Below are 16,752 nucleotides of genomic sequence, written 5' to 3'. Positions count from 1 at the left end.
TAGGGGACGCGTCATGAAAGCACGGGTGCATGTGATGTTGAAAAACGGTGTTCTGGATCCGCAGGGCGAGGCCGTGCGCCACGCGCTTGGAGCCATGGGCTTTGAAGGCGTCAATGGCGTGCGTCAGGGCAAGGTGATCGAGCTGGACCTGAATGACGGCGCAACCAAGGCCGACGTCGAGGCGATGTGTGAAAAGCTGCTCGCGAATACGGTGATTGAATCCTACACAGTGGAGATGAGCTGATGCACGCAGCGGTCATCGTTTTTCCCGGCTCTAACTGTGACCGCGATCTGGCGGTGGCATTCAAGGCGGTCGGTGCCAAAGTGTCGATGGTCTGGCACAAGGACACGAGCCTGCCCGAGGGCGTCGATATTGTGGGTGTGCCCGGCGGCTTTTCCTATGGCGACTACCTGCGCTGTGGTGCCATTGCGGCGAATTCTCCGATCTGTCGCGAAGTGGCGGCCCATGCGGAGCGTGGCGGTTATGTCATGGGGATCTGCAACGGCTTTCAGGTGTTGACCGAAACCGGTCTGCTGCCCGGTGCCCTGCTGCGCAATGCGGGGCTGAAATACATCTGTCGCACCGTACCGCTGCGCGTGGCTACGGCGGACAGCGATTATACATCGGGCTACGAGGCCGGTGCGATGATCGACATCCCGATCGCCCACCACGATGGCAATTATTTTGCCGATGGCGATACGATTGCCAAACTGCATGGCGAGGATCGTGTTGCCTTTACCTATGGCGATAACCCCAATGGGTCGCAGTCGGACATCGCGGGCATCCTTTCGTCGAACCGTCGTGTGTTGGGGATGATGCCGCACCCTGAACGCGCCGCGGATGCGGGGCATGGGGGCACGGACGGGGCGGCGCTCTTCCGCGCATTGGCGGGGTCTCTGCTCACAGCGTGACTTGAGTGCACCGGTGAGGACGCGTAGATTGCCGCCATGTTTCGGTCTGCGTCCTCTAGTGAAGCCCCTTTATCTGTCAGCTGGCGCGTCCGGCTGGCGGTTGCTTTGCTTTTGGTCATTGCGGTGGCCACGATTTCGGTCACCAACAAGCTGCTGACGGATCGCTTTACCGAAAGCACACGTAACCGGGCCGAGCTTCGGATCGCGCTCTACAGCGGCAACCTGCTGGCCGAACTGCGCCAGAACGCGATTGTGCCACAGCTTTTGTCGCGCGATCCCGCCTTGATCGAGGCGCTGACCCGATCCGATTATTCCCTGTCGACCCAGCGATTGATCTCTTTTGTAGAGGAGATCGGCGCGGCGTCCTTGATGCTTTATGATATCGACGGGCGCACGGTGGCAGCGACCGACCGCAACCGGTTGGGGGCTTCGCACCGGCAAGAGGCTTATTTTGTTGACGCGCTGCGATCGAATTCGACCGTGTTCAGCGTTATTCCCCGCGATACCGGCGGTTATCGGTTCTTCTATTCGCGGCGTATTCAGGAAGGCGGCGCCAACCTTGGGGTGATCGCGGCCGAGGTTGATCTGCAACGGTTTGAACGGGCCTGGGCCGGTATCTCGGATGCGGTGATTGTCACCGACAGCACGGGTGACATCATCATGGCGACCGAACCACGCTGGCGTGGTCTGACGGAAAGCGAGGCTTTGTCGAACCAAACCCCGCAAAGCGCCATCGAGCGCGCGATCAAGGCCACCGCCGATTGGACCGCATTGCCCGCCGATGCCTATCTGCAGGGCGAGGCGGTGATGCGTCTGTCGTCGCGGATACCGTTTCGGGGCTGGCGGATCACGAGCTATACCACCTATGCGTCGGTCCGCGAGAAGGTGAACGGGGTACTTGCGCTTGAGGTGATGGGCTTTGCGATCCTGCTGGCGCTGACGTTTTATGCCCTCAGCCGTCGGACGGCGGGGCGCGCGGCGCTGTTTCAGCGTGAATCCGCCGAACTCCGCGCGCTGAACGCCGCCCTTCAGCGCGAGGTGGCGGAACGCAAACGGGTCCAGCAGACCTTGGCCGTGGCCGAGCAGACGTTGGAACAATCCAGCAAGCTCGCCGCCTTGGGCGAAATGTCCGCCGCCGTCAGCCACGAGCTGAACCAGCCGCTGGCCGCGATGAAAACCTATCTGGCGGGCGCGCGTCTGTTGATGCAGCGCAACCGGCTGGAGGAAGCACTGGCGTCATTCGGGCGTATCGACGATCTGATCGAACGCATGGGGGCCATTACGCGGCAGCTGAAAAGCTATGCACGCAAGGGCCAGCAGCAGTTTTCGCCCTTTGATATGGGGGAGGCGCTTGCCTCTGCCTTGTCAATGATGGAGCCGCAGCTACGTCAGCGTCAGGTGCAGATCAACCGTATCCTGCCCGCAGCGCCTGTTCAGGTGATGGGGGACCGCATGCGGATCGAACAAGTATTGGTCAATCTCTTGCGCAACGCATTGGATGCCACCAAATCGGAACGTAACCCGACGGTAGAGATTATACTATCAGCGGGTGAGACGGCGACGCTTACCGTGCGCGATAATGGCCCCGGGATCGAAGATCTCGATAGCCTGTTCGAGCCGTTTTACACGACCAAGCAGCCCGGCGATGGTGTCGGGCTGGGGCTTGCGATCTCGTCGGGTATTGTATCCGATCTGGGGGGCAGGCTGACAGCCCGCAACGGCCAACATGGCGGTGCGGTTTTTGAAATGCAGCTGCCCATTATGGACAGCACAGAGAAGACACAGGCGGCAGAGTAAACCAATGGCTCAGGCAATGAAAATCGCGATCGTTGATGATGAACAAGACATGCGTCAGTCGATCAGCCAGTGGCTGGCGCTTTCGGGCTATGACACAGAGACGTTCGGCAGCGCCGAGGATGCGTTGAAAACACTGGGGCCGGATTACCCCGGTATCGTGATCTCCGACATCAAGATGCCCGGCATGGGCGGCATGCAGTTCCTGAAAAAGCTGATGGGCACCGACAGCGCGCTGCCTGTGATTATGATCACCGGCCATGGCGATGTGCCCATGGCGGTCGAGGCGATGCGCGTCGGCGCGTTCGACTTCCTTGAAAAGCCCTTTAACCCTGACCGGATGAGCGAACTGGCCAAGAAGGCCACCAACGCGCGCCGTCTGGTCATGGACAACCGCGCCCTGCGTCGTGAACTGTCTGACGGCAGCCAACTGATGAAAAAGCTTATCGGCGGCTCGCCCGTGATGGAGCGGCTGCGCGAGGATATTCTGGACCTTGGTCAAGCCGACGGTCATGTGCTGATCGATGGTGAAACCGGTACGGGCAAGACATTGGTGGCGCATGCGCTGCATGCTGTGGGATCGCGCGCGGGCAAGAAATTCGTGCTGGTCAGCTGCGGCGCGCTAGAGGAAGACGCGCTGAGCAAGCGTTTGTTTGGTCCGATGATGCCTGAAGACGCCCAGCTTCCCGCGATCGAGGAGGCCCGTGGCGGCACCTTGGTGCTGGAAGGTGTTGAATCGCTCAGCGAGACGCTGCAAGCCCGTCTTCTGAGTGCGATCAACGACCAAGGCACGCCTGCGGAAACGCGGATCGTTGCGATTTCGAACCTGCAAGAAGCGGGGCGCACCTCCGAAGATGCGCTGCGTTCTGATCTTTTCTATCGTCTGGCCGCCCTGCGCATTACGGTGCCGCCGCTGCGCCAACGGGGCGAGGATATTCTGACGTTGTTCACACGTTTGTCCGAAGAATTCGCGGATGAATATGGCTGCGAGACTCCGCAGGTTTCCGCGCAAGAGGCTGCGCAACTGTTGCAAGCGCCTTGGCCCGGGAACGTGCGCCAGTTGATCAATGTGGCTGAACGCGCTGTATTGCAGTCGCGTCGCGGGTCCGGTTCTATCGCATCACTGCTGATGTCGGACCACGAAGAGATGCAGCCGGTGATGACCACCGACGGCAAGCCCTTGAAGGAATACGTAGAAGCCTTCGAACGTATGCTGATCGACAATACCATGCGCCGGCACAAAGGGTCTATCGCCAGTGTGATGGAGGAACTGTGCCTGCCGCGCCGGACGCTGAACGAGAAGATGGCGAAATACGGATTGCAGCGCTCGGATTACCTCTGAGCGCCGCATTTTGAAGAAAGGGTCAGCCGAGCCGCGTCTCGATCAACTCGCGTGCTGCACCGGTTTCATCGGTGTAGCAGGTCCACGACGGACCGCCGGGGATATCGACAATATGCTGGCCCGTCTCGACGATAGGGATGGTCGTGTTGAGCGTACCGCCCGATTTGCCGGTGTGCTTTTCCACGGCACGGATGCAACTGCGCTTGGACGGGCCCTCGGGGTCGCTGCCGCCGGTCGTGCTCATGTCTTCGCAGGCGGCAAGCGCCAGAAACGGCAGGCACAGGGCTGCGCGCAGGGAAATATGCATTCGTATCATCCTTATCTGACTTATTTTTGTGCATCCCGTCATAGGGGTGCGGCACGGGCATAAACCCGCTGGCAAAGCTTTTCCCATAGCACCGACGCTTGTCAAGCAAGGCGGCGGGGGGCGTGATACCGCTATCGGCCCCCGTATCTGTAAAGCCGCTAAACGCGATTTCCCATTGTCATTTGGTGCCTTCTGCCGTTAATTGTAGATAGGGCTGTTTGCCTCTTTGGATGGCAAACCAGACCCCAGACAGTTTCGATGCCTCGGTTCCCCGGCATGTGGTGACCAGGCAGACCGATTAGGCCCTTAAAAAAGGCTCAAGAACCGCTGACGATTGCGCCGTGCCTTTGGCCGGACAACCGCAGTAAATTAATGGATATGGGGGCGCGGTACGCACCACCCATGTCGGAGAAGAACCGCGATGACGCGCGCAGACGCCAAGAGCAGACAGACAGGCGGCCTTTTGGGCCCTGTTTTAGCCGCGTCACCCATCGCCCTGACAAGACATACCCTGCCTCGCAGCGCCCCACCGGGGCTGCTGTTTGCGCAGCTGTGCAAAATGGATTTATGCCTAAGAAAATGCTTATCGATGCCACCCACGCTGAGGAAACTCGCGTTGTTGTGGTTGATGGAAACAAGGTCGAAGAATTTGACTTTGAATCAGAGAATAAACGCCAGCTAGCTGGCAATATCTACCTCGCGAAAGTCACGCGGGTAGAACCTTCGTTGCAGGCCGCGTTTGTGGATTATGGCGGCAACCGTCATGGTTTCCTCGCCTTTTCGGAAATTCACCCCGATTACTACCAGATCCCCGTCGCCGACCGTCTGGCGCTGATGGAGGAAGAGCGTGCCTATGCCGAAGCGCAGGCCGCCAAGGAAGACGAAGACGAAAAACCCAAACGCCGGACACGCTCGCGCAGCCGCAGCAAGTCCAAGGCCGAAGACACCGTGTCTGATGACGCGACGGTCAGCAAAGACGCCGATGCCACCGACAGCGATCAGATCAACGGCATGCAGACCGTCGATCTGGACGATGAAGAAGGCTCCTCTCCGATGGAGCGGGTTGCCGAAACGCCTGTCGAAGAGCCAGACGGTGATGACAGCAAGGCAGAAGGTGACACGCCCAAGGCCGCCAAAGCAGATGCGAAAGACGCCGCAAAACCTGGTGCCGATGATCAGGACGACAGCGACGACGCGGATGACAGCGACGATAGCCCCAAGGCTAAAGATGCGTCCTCCAAGGATGACAGCATCGAATCCGTGGCGGATGACGATGACCACGACGATCTGCGCACCGCGCGCAAGCCACGGCCCAAGCGCTATAAAATCCAGGAAGTCGTCAAGGTGCGTCAGATCCTGCTGGTGCAGGTCGTTAAAGAGGAACGTGGCAACAAGGGTGCCGCGCTGACAACCTATCTGTCGCTGGCCGGTCGCTACTGCGTGCTCATGCCCAACACCGCGCGTGGGGGCGGCATCAGCCGCAAGATCACCAACGCCGCAGACCGCAAGAAGCTGAAAGAGATCGCAAACGAAATTCAGGTGCCAAAAGGTGCCGGTCTGATCGTGCGCACCGCCGGTGCACAACGCACCAAGGCCGAGATCAAGCGCGACTATGAATACCTGCAACGCCTGTGGGAACAGATCCGCGAGCTGACGCTGAAATCCATCGCGCCCGCCAAGATCTATGAAGAAGGCGACCTGATCAAACGCTCGATCCGCGACCTTTATAACCGCGAGATTGACGAGGTGTTTGTCGAAGGTGAACGCGGTTACCGCATCGCCAAGGACTTCATGAAGATGATCATGCCGTCCCACGCCAAGAACGTGAAGCTCTATAGCGAAACGCTGCCCTTGTTCGCGCGCTATCAGGTCGAAAGCTACCTGTCGGGCATGTTCAACCCCACGGTACAGCTGCCTTCGGGCGGGTATATCGTGATCGGTGTGACCGAAGCGCTTGTCGCCATCGACGTGAACTCGGGCCGGGCCACCAAAGAAGGCTCCATCGAACAGACCGCGACCAAGACCAACCTGGAAGCCGCCGCCGAAGTCGCTCGTCAGTTGCGTCTGCGTGATCTGGCCGGTCTGATCGTCATCGACTTTATCGACATGGACGAGCGCCGCAATAACGCCGCCGTTGAAAAGCTGATGAAGGAAAAGCTGAAAACCGACCGTGCGCGTATTCAGGTGGGCCGCATCTCCGGCTTTGGCCTGATGGAAATGTCGCGCCAGCGTCTGCGCCCCGGTATGATCGAGGCGACGACCCAGCCGTGCCACGCCTGTCACGGCACCGGCCTGATCCGGTCGGACGACAACCTTGCGCTGTCGATCCTGCGCCAGATCGAGGAAGAGGGCACCCGCAAACGGTCGCGCGAGGTATTGATCACCGCGCCCGTCGGCATCGCCAACTTCCTGATGAACCAGAAGCGCGAACATATCGCCCATATCGAAGGCCGCTATGGCATGGCCGTGCGCATCGAAGGCGACCCCGCTTTGGTCAGCCCCGATTTCTCGCTTGAAAAGTTCAAGACCGCGACACGCGTCGTCACGCCGATCGAACATGTGGTGTCGGTTGATACCTCCATCATGGACGAGGTCGATGATCTGGATGTCGATGCGGAAGCAGATGCGGACAACGCTGACAATGAACCTACCGGCAACGGCAATGGCGGGCAGAACCAGCACAATGGCTCTGACGATGACAATGATGGCGAAGGGAAACCCAAGCGTCGTCGTCGTCGCCGGCGGCGTCGGGGTGGCAAATCCAACGGGGATGATGCCGCCAACGGTGAAAACAACGGCGATAGCAACACCAACGGTGACAACGGCGATAGCGACGCGCCCGCGCAAACCGAGGCGGATACTGCGGGTTCCAAAGATGACGCGAAAACGGATGCGACTGCAGACGGCGCTTCTGATGACGCGAAGCCGCAGGATAAACCCAAGCGCACCCGCAGCCGGACCCGCAAGCCCAAGGCGGATGCCGCGGCAGAAGCGACCGTAGACGCGGACGCCAAGACCTCCGAGGACGCGAAACCTGCCGACGCGGACGCCGCCGAAGACGCGCCCAAGCCAAAACCCAAGCGGACCCGCACGCGCAAGCCCAAGGCCGCGCCGGTTGAGGCTACCGAAGAGGGCTCGCAAGAGGCACCCAAGCCCGAGGAAACACCTGCGCCAAAAGAGCAGCCAACCCCCGAGCCCAAGCCAGAGCCTGAGGTGACGCCAGACGCGCCGACGCCCGAGCCCGCAAAGGAGCCGACGCCGATCCCGACGCCGGAACCCACGCCCGCGCAGCCGTCCCAGCCCGCCGAGGTTGAGGAAACGCCGGCCCCGACCGAAGTGCCCGATAGCACCCCGACGGAAATGCCGCCCGCGCAGGAAATCCAGCCGGAGCCACCGGTCACCGAGGTACCTCAGCCCGAGGCGACCCCGCAGGCGGAGCCCGAAAAACCCGCCAAGCCCAAGCGGCGCGGCTGGTGGTCCTTGGGCGGCTAAGCAGCGCCCCTGCGCTGACATATGGAAACGCAAAAAGGCAGACCTTCGGGTCTGCCTTTTTTATCTGCGGTATCCGCGGCGCGTGGGGCAGCGGGGGCTGTTACTTTTTGCGGATCACATAGGCCTGCGGCGTTTCGTCCATCGCGGCGCTTTCAAGGCTGTGACCGGCCTCGGCACAGAAATGCGGGATGTCGATGATCGCGGCAGGATCATCCGCATGCACGGTGAGAAGATCGCCAGAGGCCAATGATTGCAGGCGTTTACGGGCTTTGAGCACGGGCAGGGGGCACAAAAGCCCCGTCGCGTCGAGAAAGTTTTTATCTGTCATGATCCTCAGATAAGCCACATGTTTCAACGCGTCCACAACCTTGTGACGGGGATCACGCACAACAGCAGGTGACGCGCCGGACAAAGCAGATTATGGCTGATGTCATGTTTGGATTTGACCTGATCGACGCGGGACTACTGCCCGCCATACTCATCGCGCTGACCGCCGGGATCATCAGCTTCCTGAGCCCCTGCGTCCTGCCCATCGTCCCCCCGTACCTGGCCTATATGAGCGGGGTGACCCTGAACGACATGTCATCGGTCGCCGCCGCGCGCCGCAAGGCTGTCATCGCGGCCCTGTTCTTTGTTATGGGGCTTAGTACGGTGTTCCTGATTCTGGGGTTCACGGCCTCGGTCTTCGGGGCCTTCTTCCTGCAAAATCAGGTGCTCTTCGCGCGGATGTCGGGCATCGTGGTGATCATCTTTGGTCTGCATTTTCTCGGCGTCTTCCGCATTCCTTTTCTGGATCAAGAGGCGCGTCTGGATGCGGGCGACAAGGGCGGCACGTCCTTTGGGGCCTATATCCTTGGGCTGGCCTTCGCCTTCGGCTGGACACCCTGCATCGGGCCGCAGCTTGGTGCGATCCTGTCGCTCGCGGCGTCCGAAGCCTCGGTCACGCGCGGCACGCTTTTGCTGGGGGTCTATGCGGCTGGCTTGGGTATTCCCTTCTTGCTGGCGGCGATGTTCATCACCCGCGCCACCCAGGTCATGAACCGGATCAAGCCCTATATGAAGCTGATCGAACGCGGCATGGGGATCTTGCTGGTGGTCGTCGGTCTGGCGCTGCTGACGGGGGCGTTTACGACCTTCTCTTTCTGGTTGCTGGAAACATTTCCTGCATTGGGAGCCTTGGGTTAGGCGCCTTACTCTTGCCGGAAAACCTGTTTAAGCTGCGGCGAAATACAGGGTGAACGATGGCCGAGAACATAGAGCAGACAGTCAGGAAGCGACGGGTTTTCTATATCCCGGGCTACGACCCCATTCATCCGCGCCGCTACCGCGAGCTTTACCGTAAGGAAGGCAGCGCACAGGCGCTGATCTCGGACTATCAGATCGCGCTGTCGCCCAAGAAGGGCGGCGGGAACTACGGCTGGAACGTCGCCGCGCATATCGATGGCGTTGATGTAGAGGCTCAGGTCGACGTGCTCGTCTGGTCCGACATCGTGCGCATCTCCATGAGCAATTCGATCCTCGCGACCTATGGGCAGTTGGTGCAGACGGCTTGGGTCTATATCGCATCGGGTGCGCTTTGGCGGTTGATGAAGCTGCGCAAGGGGCCGGTGATTGCGGCGCTTTATCCGGTGGGGATGTTGCTGCTGCAACTGTTGATCGCGGCCCTCGCGGGCAAGCTGCTCTACGCAGGGCTGACCTTCTTTGGCGGGCCTGCGTGGTTCAAGGGGATCGTCGCCGCCGCTGGCGTGGGGCTGGGCTGGCAGGTGCTGCGCTGGTTCAAGAAACACGATGGCAAGCTTTTCGCCTATTACCTGATGCATGATTACGCCTTCGGGGCCGCGACGCGCGGGGCGAACCCGCCCGCGCTTGAAACGCGCATGACCGAATTCGGGGATGCCATCGCGCAGGCGCTGAAGTCTGATGTGGACGAGGTGCTTGTCGTCGGCCATTCCTCGGGCGCGCATTTGGGGGTGTCGATCCTTGCCGATCTGATCCGGGCGGGCCGTGTCCCTGCTGACGGGCCTGCGCTGGCCTTTATGACTTTGGGGCAGGTGGTGCCGATGGTGTCTTTCCTGCGCGATGCCCACCGTCTGCGCGCCGATTTGCGCTTTCTGTCCCAATGCGAGGGTCTGACATGGGTCGATGTGACCGCCCCCGGCGACGGCTGTGCCTTTGCGCTTTGCGATCCGGTAGCGGTGTCGGGCGTTGCCCCCGAGGATAAACGCTGGCCGCTGGTGTTTTCGGCGGCTTTTACCCAATCGCTGACCCCAGCCCGCTGGAAAGAGCTGCGCTGGCGGTTTTTCCGGCTGCATTTCCAATACCTCTGCGCCTTTGATGCGCCCAAGGACTATGACTATTTCCAGATCACCGCCGGCCCGCACAGTCTGGCCGAACGCTATGCCGGACGGCCTGCATCCCGGTCGCGCATTGTCAAACCGGTGAATAAATTCACCTCTACCGCGCCATGAAGCTGCCCCCCAAACCCGAGAGCCGCCCGGCGAAAGTGTCGCTTTGGCGCTATGCGCGGCTCTTTCGCCAAGACATCCTGTCGGCGCAGCCCGCACGGCTGTATCGGGCTTGGATGGCAGAGTTCAAGACGCCGTTCTTCCGCAGTTATCTGATCAACCAGCCCGATCTGATCCAGACCGTGCTCAAGACGCGCCCCGACGATTATCCCAAGTCTGACCGGATCGGCGAAGGATTGCGCCCGCTGCTTGGCAACTCGGTATTCCTGACCAACGGGGCGACGTGGAAACGACAGCGGCGCATCATTGACCCTGCGTTTGAAGGGGGCCGCTTGCGCGAGACCTTTCCCGCCATCTGGGACGCGGCAGAGGCAGCGGCGGCACGGCTTGCCCCTCATGATGGCGCGTCGCTAGAGGTCGAGGCGCAGACCAGCCACGCGGCGGCGGATGTTATCTTTCGCACGTTGTTTTCGATTCCCATCGAACACCATATGGCGCGCGAGGTTTTTGACGAATTCAAAACCTATCAGCGCAGCCAGCCGATCCTGAACATCGCGGCCTTTGTGCCGTTGCCCCGCTGGCTGCCACGGCTGTTCCGCCGCGACACCAAACGCAGCGCAGCCAAGATCCGGCGACTGATCACCGCACTGACGGCCGAGCGGATGGAGGCGATCAAGGCGGGCACCGCCCCCGACGATCTGGCGACCAAGATCATGACCACGCCCGACCCCGAAGACGGCTCTACCTTTACCACGGAGGAAATGGTCGATCAGGTCGCGATCTTCTTTCTTGCGGGCCACGAGACGAGCGCATCGGCGCTGGCCTGGGCGATGTATCTGGTGGCGACCCATCCCGACTGGCAGGACCGTCTGGCCGAAGAGGCACAGGCGATCGACCAGTGCGATTTTGCGGTCATGGGCAAGCTTAGGCAAAGCCGCGATGTCTTCCGCGAGGCACTGCGGCTTTATCCCCCCGTGCCGATGATGGTGCGCGAAGCGAGCTGCCCCGCGACGTTCCGCGACCGGACCGTGGCGCGTGGGGCACAGGTGGTGATCAGCCCGTGGCATCTGCATCGTCACGAACGCCTGTGGGACAACCCCGACGGGTTTGATCCGGCGCGATGGCACAGCGAGAACGGCAAGAAATGCCAGCGCGAGGCCTATCTGCCGTTCAGCGCTGGTGCGCGGGTCTGCCCGGGGGCGGGCTTTGCCATGGTCGAAGGCCCGTTGATCCTGTCGCGTATCCTGCGCGATTACCGCATAGAGGTTGTGGGCGAAAAGCCACCTGTTCCGGTGGCACATCTGACAGTTCGTTCAAAAGACGGCATTTTGCTGCGCTTTGTCCGGCGCTAACGATATATCATCGCGGGAATAGATGCGTTAAACGAACATTCGACGGAATCAATAAGGGCCAGGATCATCATGACCACGACAGACGCACAGCGCACACAAATGGAAACAGGGCAGGGGTTTGTGGCCGCATTGGACCAGTCGGGCGGATCGACCCCCAAGGCGCTGAGCCTTTATGGCGTTGAACCTTCCGATTACTCCGGCGATGCCGAGATGTTCCAAGCCATGCACGACATGCGCGCGCGGATCATTCTGGCCGATGATTTCACCTCTGACAAAGTTCTGGGCGCGATCCTGTTCGAACGCACGATGGACAACACGATTAACGGTAAACCGGTGGCCCAACTGCTGTGGGAAGACCGCGGCGTTGTGCCTTTCCTGAAGATCGACAAAGGTCTGGAAGACGAAGCAAACGGCGTGCAGCTGCTCAAACCCATGCCCGAGCTGGACGATCTGCTGAAGCGCGCGAAAGCCGCGGGTATCTTTGGCACCAAGGAGCGGTCGGTCATCCAATCGGCCAACGCCGAGGGGATCGCGTCGGTCGTGGCGCAGCAATTCGCCGTCGCCAAAACCGTCTGCGCCGCCGGTCTGGTCCCGATCATCGAGCCAGAGGTGAACATCCATTCCGAGAGCAAGGCGGAAGCCGAAGACATCCTGAAATCCGAGCTCGAGAAACATCTCGCCGCGCTGTCGGCGGAGGAACTGGTGATGCTCAAGGTAACGCTGCCAGAACGCGCGGGGCTTTATGACAGCCTTGCGGATCACCCCAATGTGCTGCGGGTCGTGGCGCTGTCGGGTGGCTATTCGACCGAAGACGCCTGCGCGCGTTTGACGCAAAACCCCAAAATGATCGCCAGTTTCTCGCGCGCGCTGACCGAAGGGTTGAACGTCAAGATGTCGGATGCCGAGTTCAACACGGCACTGGGGCAGAACATCAGCAAGATCTACGACGCCTCTGTCGCCTAAATTGGAATTTTCCTAAATTCCGCGGGGGTTTTCTTGGGAAGAAAACCCCTAAACAATAATGCGGATCGGTTCCTGATTGCAAAAGATCACGAGCTGGCCCGCATTCTCCACAGCGTGATAACCGCGGCGTAGCAGTTCTTGCTCGAATGCGTGGCGGCCCACATATCTTTCGACATCCCTGACATTCCGCCGCACGACACACCCGCTGCGGGCAGCCTTCGAACTGAATAGGGCGAGCATCCAGCCCTCGGGCGACAATGGAGAATACTGTTGTTTGACCATGGGGGAAACTTACCCCCGCGAAGGTAAACGTTCCTTTAATGCACGCAGCACATAGACGCGGATAGCAGAGGCCAGCCCCGCTTCAACGCCGCGCTCTGCATCGATCTGCGCCACTAGCGCATTGATCGGCATGTCCATCTCTTGCGCAAGGTCGCGCAATTCCTGCCAGAATTCATTCTCCAGCGAGATTGACGTACGGTGACCCCGAAGGGTCACCGAATGTTTCACCGGTCGGGCGCTCATGTGTCGTGCTTATGGGCTTCCAGATTGCGCGAGATTTGCGCCAGACGGGCTTTCAAAACCTCTTTCTGGTCCTTGCTCTGGCCGAACTGTACCGCGTTTTCATCGGCACGGGCCTTGCGCGAGGCGCGGTTGCGCTCTTTCTTGACCTTGTTGAGGTTGATGGGGGCGCTCATTCTTTGGGTCCGATCATTTGCTCCGGCCGCACCACGCGGTCGAATGTTTCGGCATCGACAAAGCCCAAGGCGATTGCTTCTTCCTTGAGCGTCGTGCCGTTTTTGTGGGCCGTCTTCGCGACTTTGGTCGCGTTGTCATAGCCAATCGTGGGGGCCAGCGCTGTGACCAGCATCAGGCTTTCTTTCATCAGCTTGTCGATACGTTCGACATTGGCCTGAGTGCCGACAACCATATTGTCCGTGAAGGCCGAGGCGCTGTCGCCCAAAAGCTGCATGGATTGCAGGACGTTATAGCTCATCATCGGGTTGTAGACGTTAAGCTCGAAATGCCCTTGCGAGCCGGCAAAGCCGACGGCGGCGTCATTACCCATGACATGCGCACAGACCATTGTCAGCGCTTCGGCTTGCGTCGGGTTCACCTTGCCCGGCATGATCGACGACCCAGGCTCGTTCTCGGGCAGGATCAACTCGCCCAGACCCGAACGCGGGCCGGACCCCAGCAAGCGCATGTCATTGGCGATCTTGAACAGCGATCCCGCCACGGTTTTCAGCGCACCCGAGAACATGACCATCGCGTCATGGGCGGCCAGCGATTCAAACTTGTTCGGCGCGGTGACAAAGGGCAGGCCGGTGATCTCGGCCATATGCGCGGCCACGGCTTCGGCCCAGCCTTTCTTGGTGTTCAGGCCGGTGCCAACGGCAGTACCGCCTTGGGCCAGTTCATAAATGTCGGGCAGGCAGGTGTTGACCCGTTCGATCCCCTTTTTCACCTGATGCGCATAGCCCGAGAATTCCTGACCCAAGGTCAGCGGTGTCGCATCCTGGGTATGGGTCCGGCCGATCTTGATGATGTCCTTGAACTCTTCGGACTTCGCGACCAAGGCGTCGTGCAGTTTTTGCAGACCGGGCAGCAGTACATCGCGGGCCTGCATGCCGATGGCCACATGCATCGCGGTCGGGAAGGTATCGTTGGACGACTGTCCCATGTTGCAGTGGTCGTTGGGGTGGACCGGATCTTTCGACCCCATCTCGCCGCCCAGCATCTCGATCGCGCGGTTCGAGATCACCTCGTTCGCGTTCATGTTCGACTGGGTGCCGGAGCCGGTCTGCCAGACGACCAGCGGGAAGTTGTCGTCGAACTTGCCCTCGATCACCTCGGTCGCGGCGGCGGTGATGGCATCAGCCAGCTTCTGGTCCAGATTGCCCTGGTTCAGGTTTTCCATCGCACAGGCTTTTTTCACGACGCCAAGGGCGCGGATGATCGGCACGGGCTGCTTTTCCCACCCGATGGGGAAGTTGATGATGGACCGCTGGGTCTGCGCGCCCCAGTATTTATCGGACGGCACTTCCAATGGGCCAAAGCTGTCGGTTTCTGTGCGGGTATCGGCCATGAAAAGGCTCCTGATCTTGGGCTTATGTCTGATCAGGGTTTACCCCGCGGGCCGCAGCGGTGCAATGAGCCGATGGCGCTAACCTTGGCGACAAGGCGCGGTGATCGGTCGATTACTTGCGGAAGCTGTCCAGCGATACAATTTCGGCGGCTTTGGGGGCTTCTTCCTCGACCTCAAGCTCGCTTTCGTCTTGTTGGGGCAGGTCTTCGTCCTCGTCCTGCTGACCGGGTTCTTGCTGTTCGAACTTCAGGCCGAATTCCACCGACGGGTCCACAAAGGTGCGGATCGCGTCGTAGGGGATATACATCGGTTCGGGCGCATCGCCAAAGTTCAACGTGACCGAGAATCCTTCCTCGGTGACCTCAAGCTTGTCGTACCAATGCTGCATGACAACGGTCATCTCGCCGGGGTAGCGGTCAGACAGCCAATCGGCCAGTTCCGCATCCGGATGAGAGGTGTCGAACGTGATAAAGAAGTGATGGTTGCCGGGCAGTCCATTGGCTGCAACGTCAAGTAATACCTGACGAATTAACCCGCGCATGGCATCGTGCATCAGATTGCCATACTCAATGCTTCGGCTCATTACTTCTCTCCGGCCTTGGTTGATGGCGATAGCATACGGCATTTCGCACCAGTGAAAAGGGGGCGCAAAAATTTATAGCAACAGGCGCCAGCAAAGGGCCAATGCAGCGCTTATCGTCATCGTCAGGACAAAGCCGAACCGCAGCCCCAGCATCAACACCGCCGCCACACCCGTCAATACAGCGGCCACGGGATCAAAGCTGCCCCAATCAGGCAGAGGCACGGCCAGATGCGCCATAGGCAGCACGCGTTCAAACATCACATGCAGCGCGAACCAGACCGATAGGTTGGCAATCACGCCGACGACGGCGGCGGTAATCGCGCGCAAGGCCCCCGCCAGCCGCGGCTGCGCCGAGATCGCCTCCAGATACGGGCCGGCAAGGAAAATCCATAGAAAACAGGGCGTAAACGTCACCCAGAGCGCCAGAGCACCGGCCGAGACCGCGCCCCATGGCCCCGATTGGGCAAAACCTGCCAGCAGGGCGACAAACTCCGTTACCAGAATGAGAGGGCCCGGCGTCGTCTCGGCCAGCCCCAAGGCGTCGATCATCTGTTCTGTGGTGATCCACCCGTGATCCTGCACCACGGTCTGCGCCATATAGGCCAGCACCGCATAGGCACCGCCAAAGGTCACCACCGCGAGCTTCGAGAAGAAAAGCCCGATCTTGAGCAGGAATTCATTCCCCATACCCCAGACAAGCAGCAGCGGCGACGCCCATAGCGCGACCCAAAGTCCAATAACGCCGAAGGGGCGGGCAGGGCGGTGATGTAGCCCCTCAACCTCGACCACGCTGCCGTGCCCGGTGGCACCGAAAGCACCCCAAAGGCCCGCACCCAGAATGATCAGCGGGAAGGGCAGACCAAAGACGAACAGAGCCACAAAGGCCAGCGCAGCCAGCACCCATCCCGCGCGCCCGTGCAACGCTTTGCGTCCCAGATTGCGCAAGGCTTGAAAGACCACGACAATGACCGCCGCCTTGATGCCCATGAACGCGGCTTGAACCAAGGGAAGCTGGCCGAAATACGCATAGCCAAAGGCCAGCGCCAGTATGACCGCAGCCCCGGGGAGTACAAACAAAAGCCCCGCCAACAGCCCCCCAAGGGTGCCGCGCAGCCGCCATCCGGCATAGGTCGCCAGCTGCATCGCCTCTGGCCCGGGCAACAACATGCACAAGGACAGCGCGCGCAAAAAACCGTCTTCCGAAAGCCAGCGATGACGCTCGACCAACTCTTTGTGCATCAGGGCGATCTGTGCCGCTGGCCCCCCAAAGGACAGCACCCCGATCCGCCCGAACACACGCGCCAGCAGGCCCCATTCCGGTACACTCATATCTCGCATATGCCTCTCACGATGCCCCGCGCCAGAGGTCGCAGTACCGGCCCCCGAGGTCAAGCGCCGGTGGGGCACCGATTGGCGCTGCCCGCACATATGCGCGGCGGGTTTCAAAGGATGC

Annotated in this window: 17 protein-coding genes; 9 read left to right on the top strand and 8 right to left on the bottom strand. The window is 60.5% G+C overall.

The window, feature by feature from the left end; translation table 11 throughout:
• The first annotated feature begins 13 nt into the window (after positions 1 to 13).
• The 4 genes from purS to C1J04_RS10335 are packed head-to-tail and all read left to right on the top strand — an operon-like array spanning position 14 to position 4,048.
• Complete coding sequence (gene purS / locus C1J04_RS10350) at positions 14 to 244, top strand: phosphoribosylformylglycinamidine synthase subunit PurS (RefSeq protein WP_009824700.1); 231 nt, start codon at positions 14 to 16, stop codon at positions 242 to 244.
• Positions 244 to 912: a phosphoribosylformylglycinamidine synthase subunit PurQ gene (gene purQ / locus C1J04_RS10345; RefSeq protein WP_009824699.1), complete on the top strand. Its 669-nt coding sequence runs from the start codon at positions 244 to 246 to the stop codon at positions 910 to 912. Before purS ends, purQ begins: the two co-directional genes overlap by 1 nt.
• A 36-nt stretch (positions 913 to 948) precedes the next feature.
• Positions 949 to 2,709, top strand: coding sequence for a sensor histidine kinase (locus tag C1J04_RS10340; RefSeq protein WP_009824698.1), 1,761 nt, complete (start codon positions 949 to 951; stop codon positions 2,707 to 2,709).
• Between the two features lie 4 nt (positions 2,710 to 2,713).
• Positions 2,714 to 4,048 carry a sigma-54-dependent transcriptional regulator gene (locus C1J04_RS10335; RefSeq protein ID WP_009824697.1) on the top strand — a complete coding sequence of 445 codons (1,335 nt, stop codon included), beginning with the start codon at positions 2,714 to 2,716 and terminating at the stop codon, positions 4,046 to 4,048.
• 22 nt (positions 4,049 to 4,070) lie between these two features.
• Here C1J04_RS10335 and C1J04_RS10330 read toward each other — a convergent pair whose 3' ends face one another.
• Positions 4,071 to 4,355, bottom strand: a complete 285-nt coding sequence (locus tag C1J04_RS10330; RefSeq protein ID WP_009824696.1) for a hypothetical protein — start codon at positions 4,353 to 4,355, stop codon at positions 4,071 to 4,073.
• A gap of 567 nt (positions 4,356 to 4,922) precedes the next feature.
• Here C1J04_RS10330 and C1J04_RS10325 point away from each other — a divergent pair.
• Positions 4,923 to 7,847, top strand: a complete 2,925-nt coding sequence (locus tag C1J04_RS10325) for an Rne/Rng family ribonuclease (RefSeq protein ID WP_037953702.1) — start codon at positions 4,923 to 4,925, stop codon at positions 7,845 to 7,847.
• Between the two features lie 100 nt (positions 7,848 to 7,947).
• On the opposite strand, the gene C1J04_RS10320 is transcribed toward C1J04_RS10325, so the two are convergent.
• Positions 7,948 to 8,175 (bottom strand): sulfurtransferase TusA family protein, encoded by a 228-nt coding sequence (locus tag C1J04_RS10320; RefSeq protein ID WP_037945031.1) that lies wholly within the window; start codon positions 8,173 to 8,175, stop codon positions 7,948 to 7,950.
• 104 nt (positions 8,176 to 8,279) lie between these two features.
• On the opposite strand from C1J04_RS10320, the gene C1J04_RS10315 reads away from it, so the two are divergent.
• The 4 genes from C1J04_RS10315 to C1J04_RS10300 all read left to right on the top strand — a co-directional run bounded on the left by C1J04_RS10315 (position 8,280) and on the right by C1J04_RS10300 (position 12,627).
• A complete protein-coding gene (locus C1J04_RS10315; protein ID WP_037954433.1) occupies positions 8,280 to 9,032 on the top strand; it encodes a cytochrome c biogenesis CcdA family protein in 753 nt (250 codons plus the stop codon).
• Between the two features lie 56 nt (positions 9,033 to 9,088).
• Positions 9,089 to 10,315 carry a hypothetical protein gene (locus C1J04_RS10310; RefSeq protein ID WP_009824692.1) on the top strand — a complete coding sequence of 409 codons (1,227 nt, stop codon included), beginning with the start codon at positions 9,089 to 9,091 and terminating at the stop codon, positions 10,313 to 10,315.
• Positions 10,312 to 11,664, top strand: a complete 1,353-nt coding sequence (locus C1J04_RS10305) for a cytochrome P450 (protein ID WP_009824691.1) — start codon at positions 10,312 to 10,314, stop codon at positions 11,662 to 11,664. Before C1J04_RS10310 ends, C1J04_RS10305 begins: the two co-directional genes overlap by 4 nt.
• 69 nt (positions 11,665 to 11,733) lie before the next feature.
• Positions 11,734 to 12,627: a fructose bisphosphate aldolase gene (locus C1J04_RS10300; RefSeq protein ID WP_009824690.1), complete on the top strand. Its 894-nt coding sequence runs from the start codon at positions 11,734 to 11,736 to the stop codon at positions 12,625 to 12,627.
• Positions 12,628 to 12,675: 48 nt separating this feature from the next.
• Here the strand turns inward: C1J04_RS10300 and C1J04_RS10295 are convergent, their stop codons facing one another.
• From C1J04_RS10295 to chrA, 6 genes are all read right to left on the bottom strand, one after another.
• A complete protein-coding gene (locus C1J04_RS10295; RefSeq protein ID WP_009824689.1) occupies positions 12,676 to 12,909 on the bottom strand; it encodes a hypothetical protein in 234 nt (77 codons plus the stop codon).
• 9 nt (positions 12,910 to 12,918) lie between these two features.
• Positions 12,919 to 13,152: a ribbon-helix-helix domain-containing protein gene (locus tag C1J04_RS10290; protein WP_009824688.1), complete on the bottom strand. Its 234-nt coding sequence runs from the start codon at positions 13,150 to 13,152 to the stop codon at positions 12,919 to 12,921.
• Positions 13,149 to 13,325, bottom strand: a complete 177-nt coding sequence (locus C1J04_RS10285) for a DUF4169 family protein (RefSeq protein ID WP_009824687.1) — start codon at positions 13,323 to 13,325, stop codon at positions 13,149 to 13,151. The genes C1J04_RS10290 and C1J04_RS10285 overlap by 4 nt, the downstream gene beginning before the upstream one ends.
• Positions 13,322 to 14,716, bottom strand: coding sequence for a class II fumarate hydratase (gene fumC, locus C1J04_RS10280; RefSeq protein ID WP_009824686.1), 1,395 nt, complete (start codon positions 14,714 to 14,716; stop codon positions 13,322 to 13,324). Before fumC ends, C1J04_RS10285 begins: the two co-directional genes overlap by 4 nt.
• A gap of 112 nt (positions 14,717 to 14,828) precedes the next feature.
• Positions 14,829 to 15,299 (bottom strand): SspB family protein, encoded by a 471-nt coding sequence (locus C1J04_RS10275; RefSeq protein WP_005853671.1) that lies wholly within the window; start codon positions 15,297 to 15,299, stop codon positions 14,829 to 14,831.
• 72 nt (positions 15,300 to 15,371) lie between these two features.
• Positions 15,372 to 16,628 carry a chromate efflux transporter gene (gene chrA / locus C1J04_RS10270; RefSeq protein ID WP_009824685.1) on the bottom strand — a complete coding sequence of 419 codons (1,257 nt, stop codon included), beginning with the start codon at positions 16,626 to 16,628 and terminating at the stop codon, positions 15,372 to 15,374.
• Between the last annotated feature and the right edge of the window lie 124 nt (positions 16,629 to 16,752).

The organism is Sulfitobacter sp. SK025 (assembly GCF_003352105.1).
In the GTDB taxonomy this organism is placed as follows: Bacteria; Pseudomonadota; Alphaproteobacteria; order Rhodobacterales; family Rhodobacteraceae; genus Sulfitobacter; species Sulfitobacter pontiacus.
The sequence above is the reverse complement of the archived record's forward strand: the minus strand, read 5'-3'. Positions and strand labels throughout refer to the sequence as shown.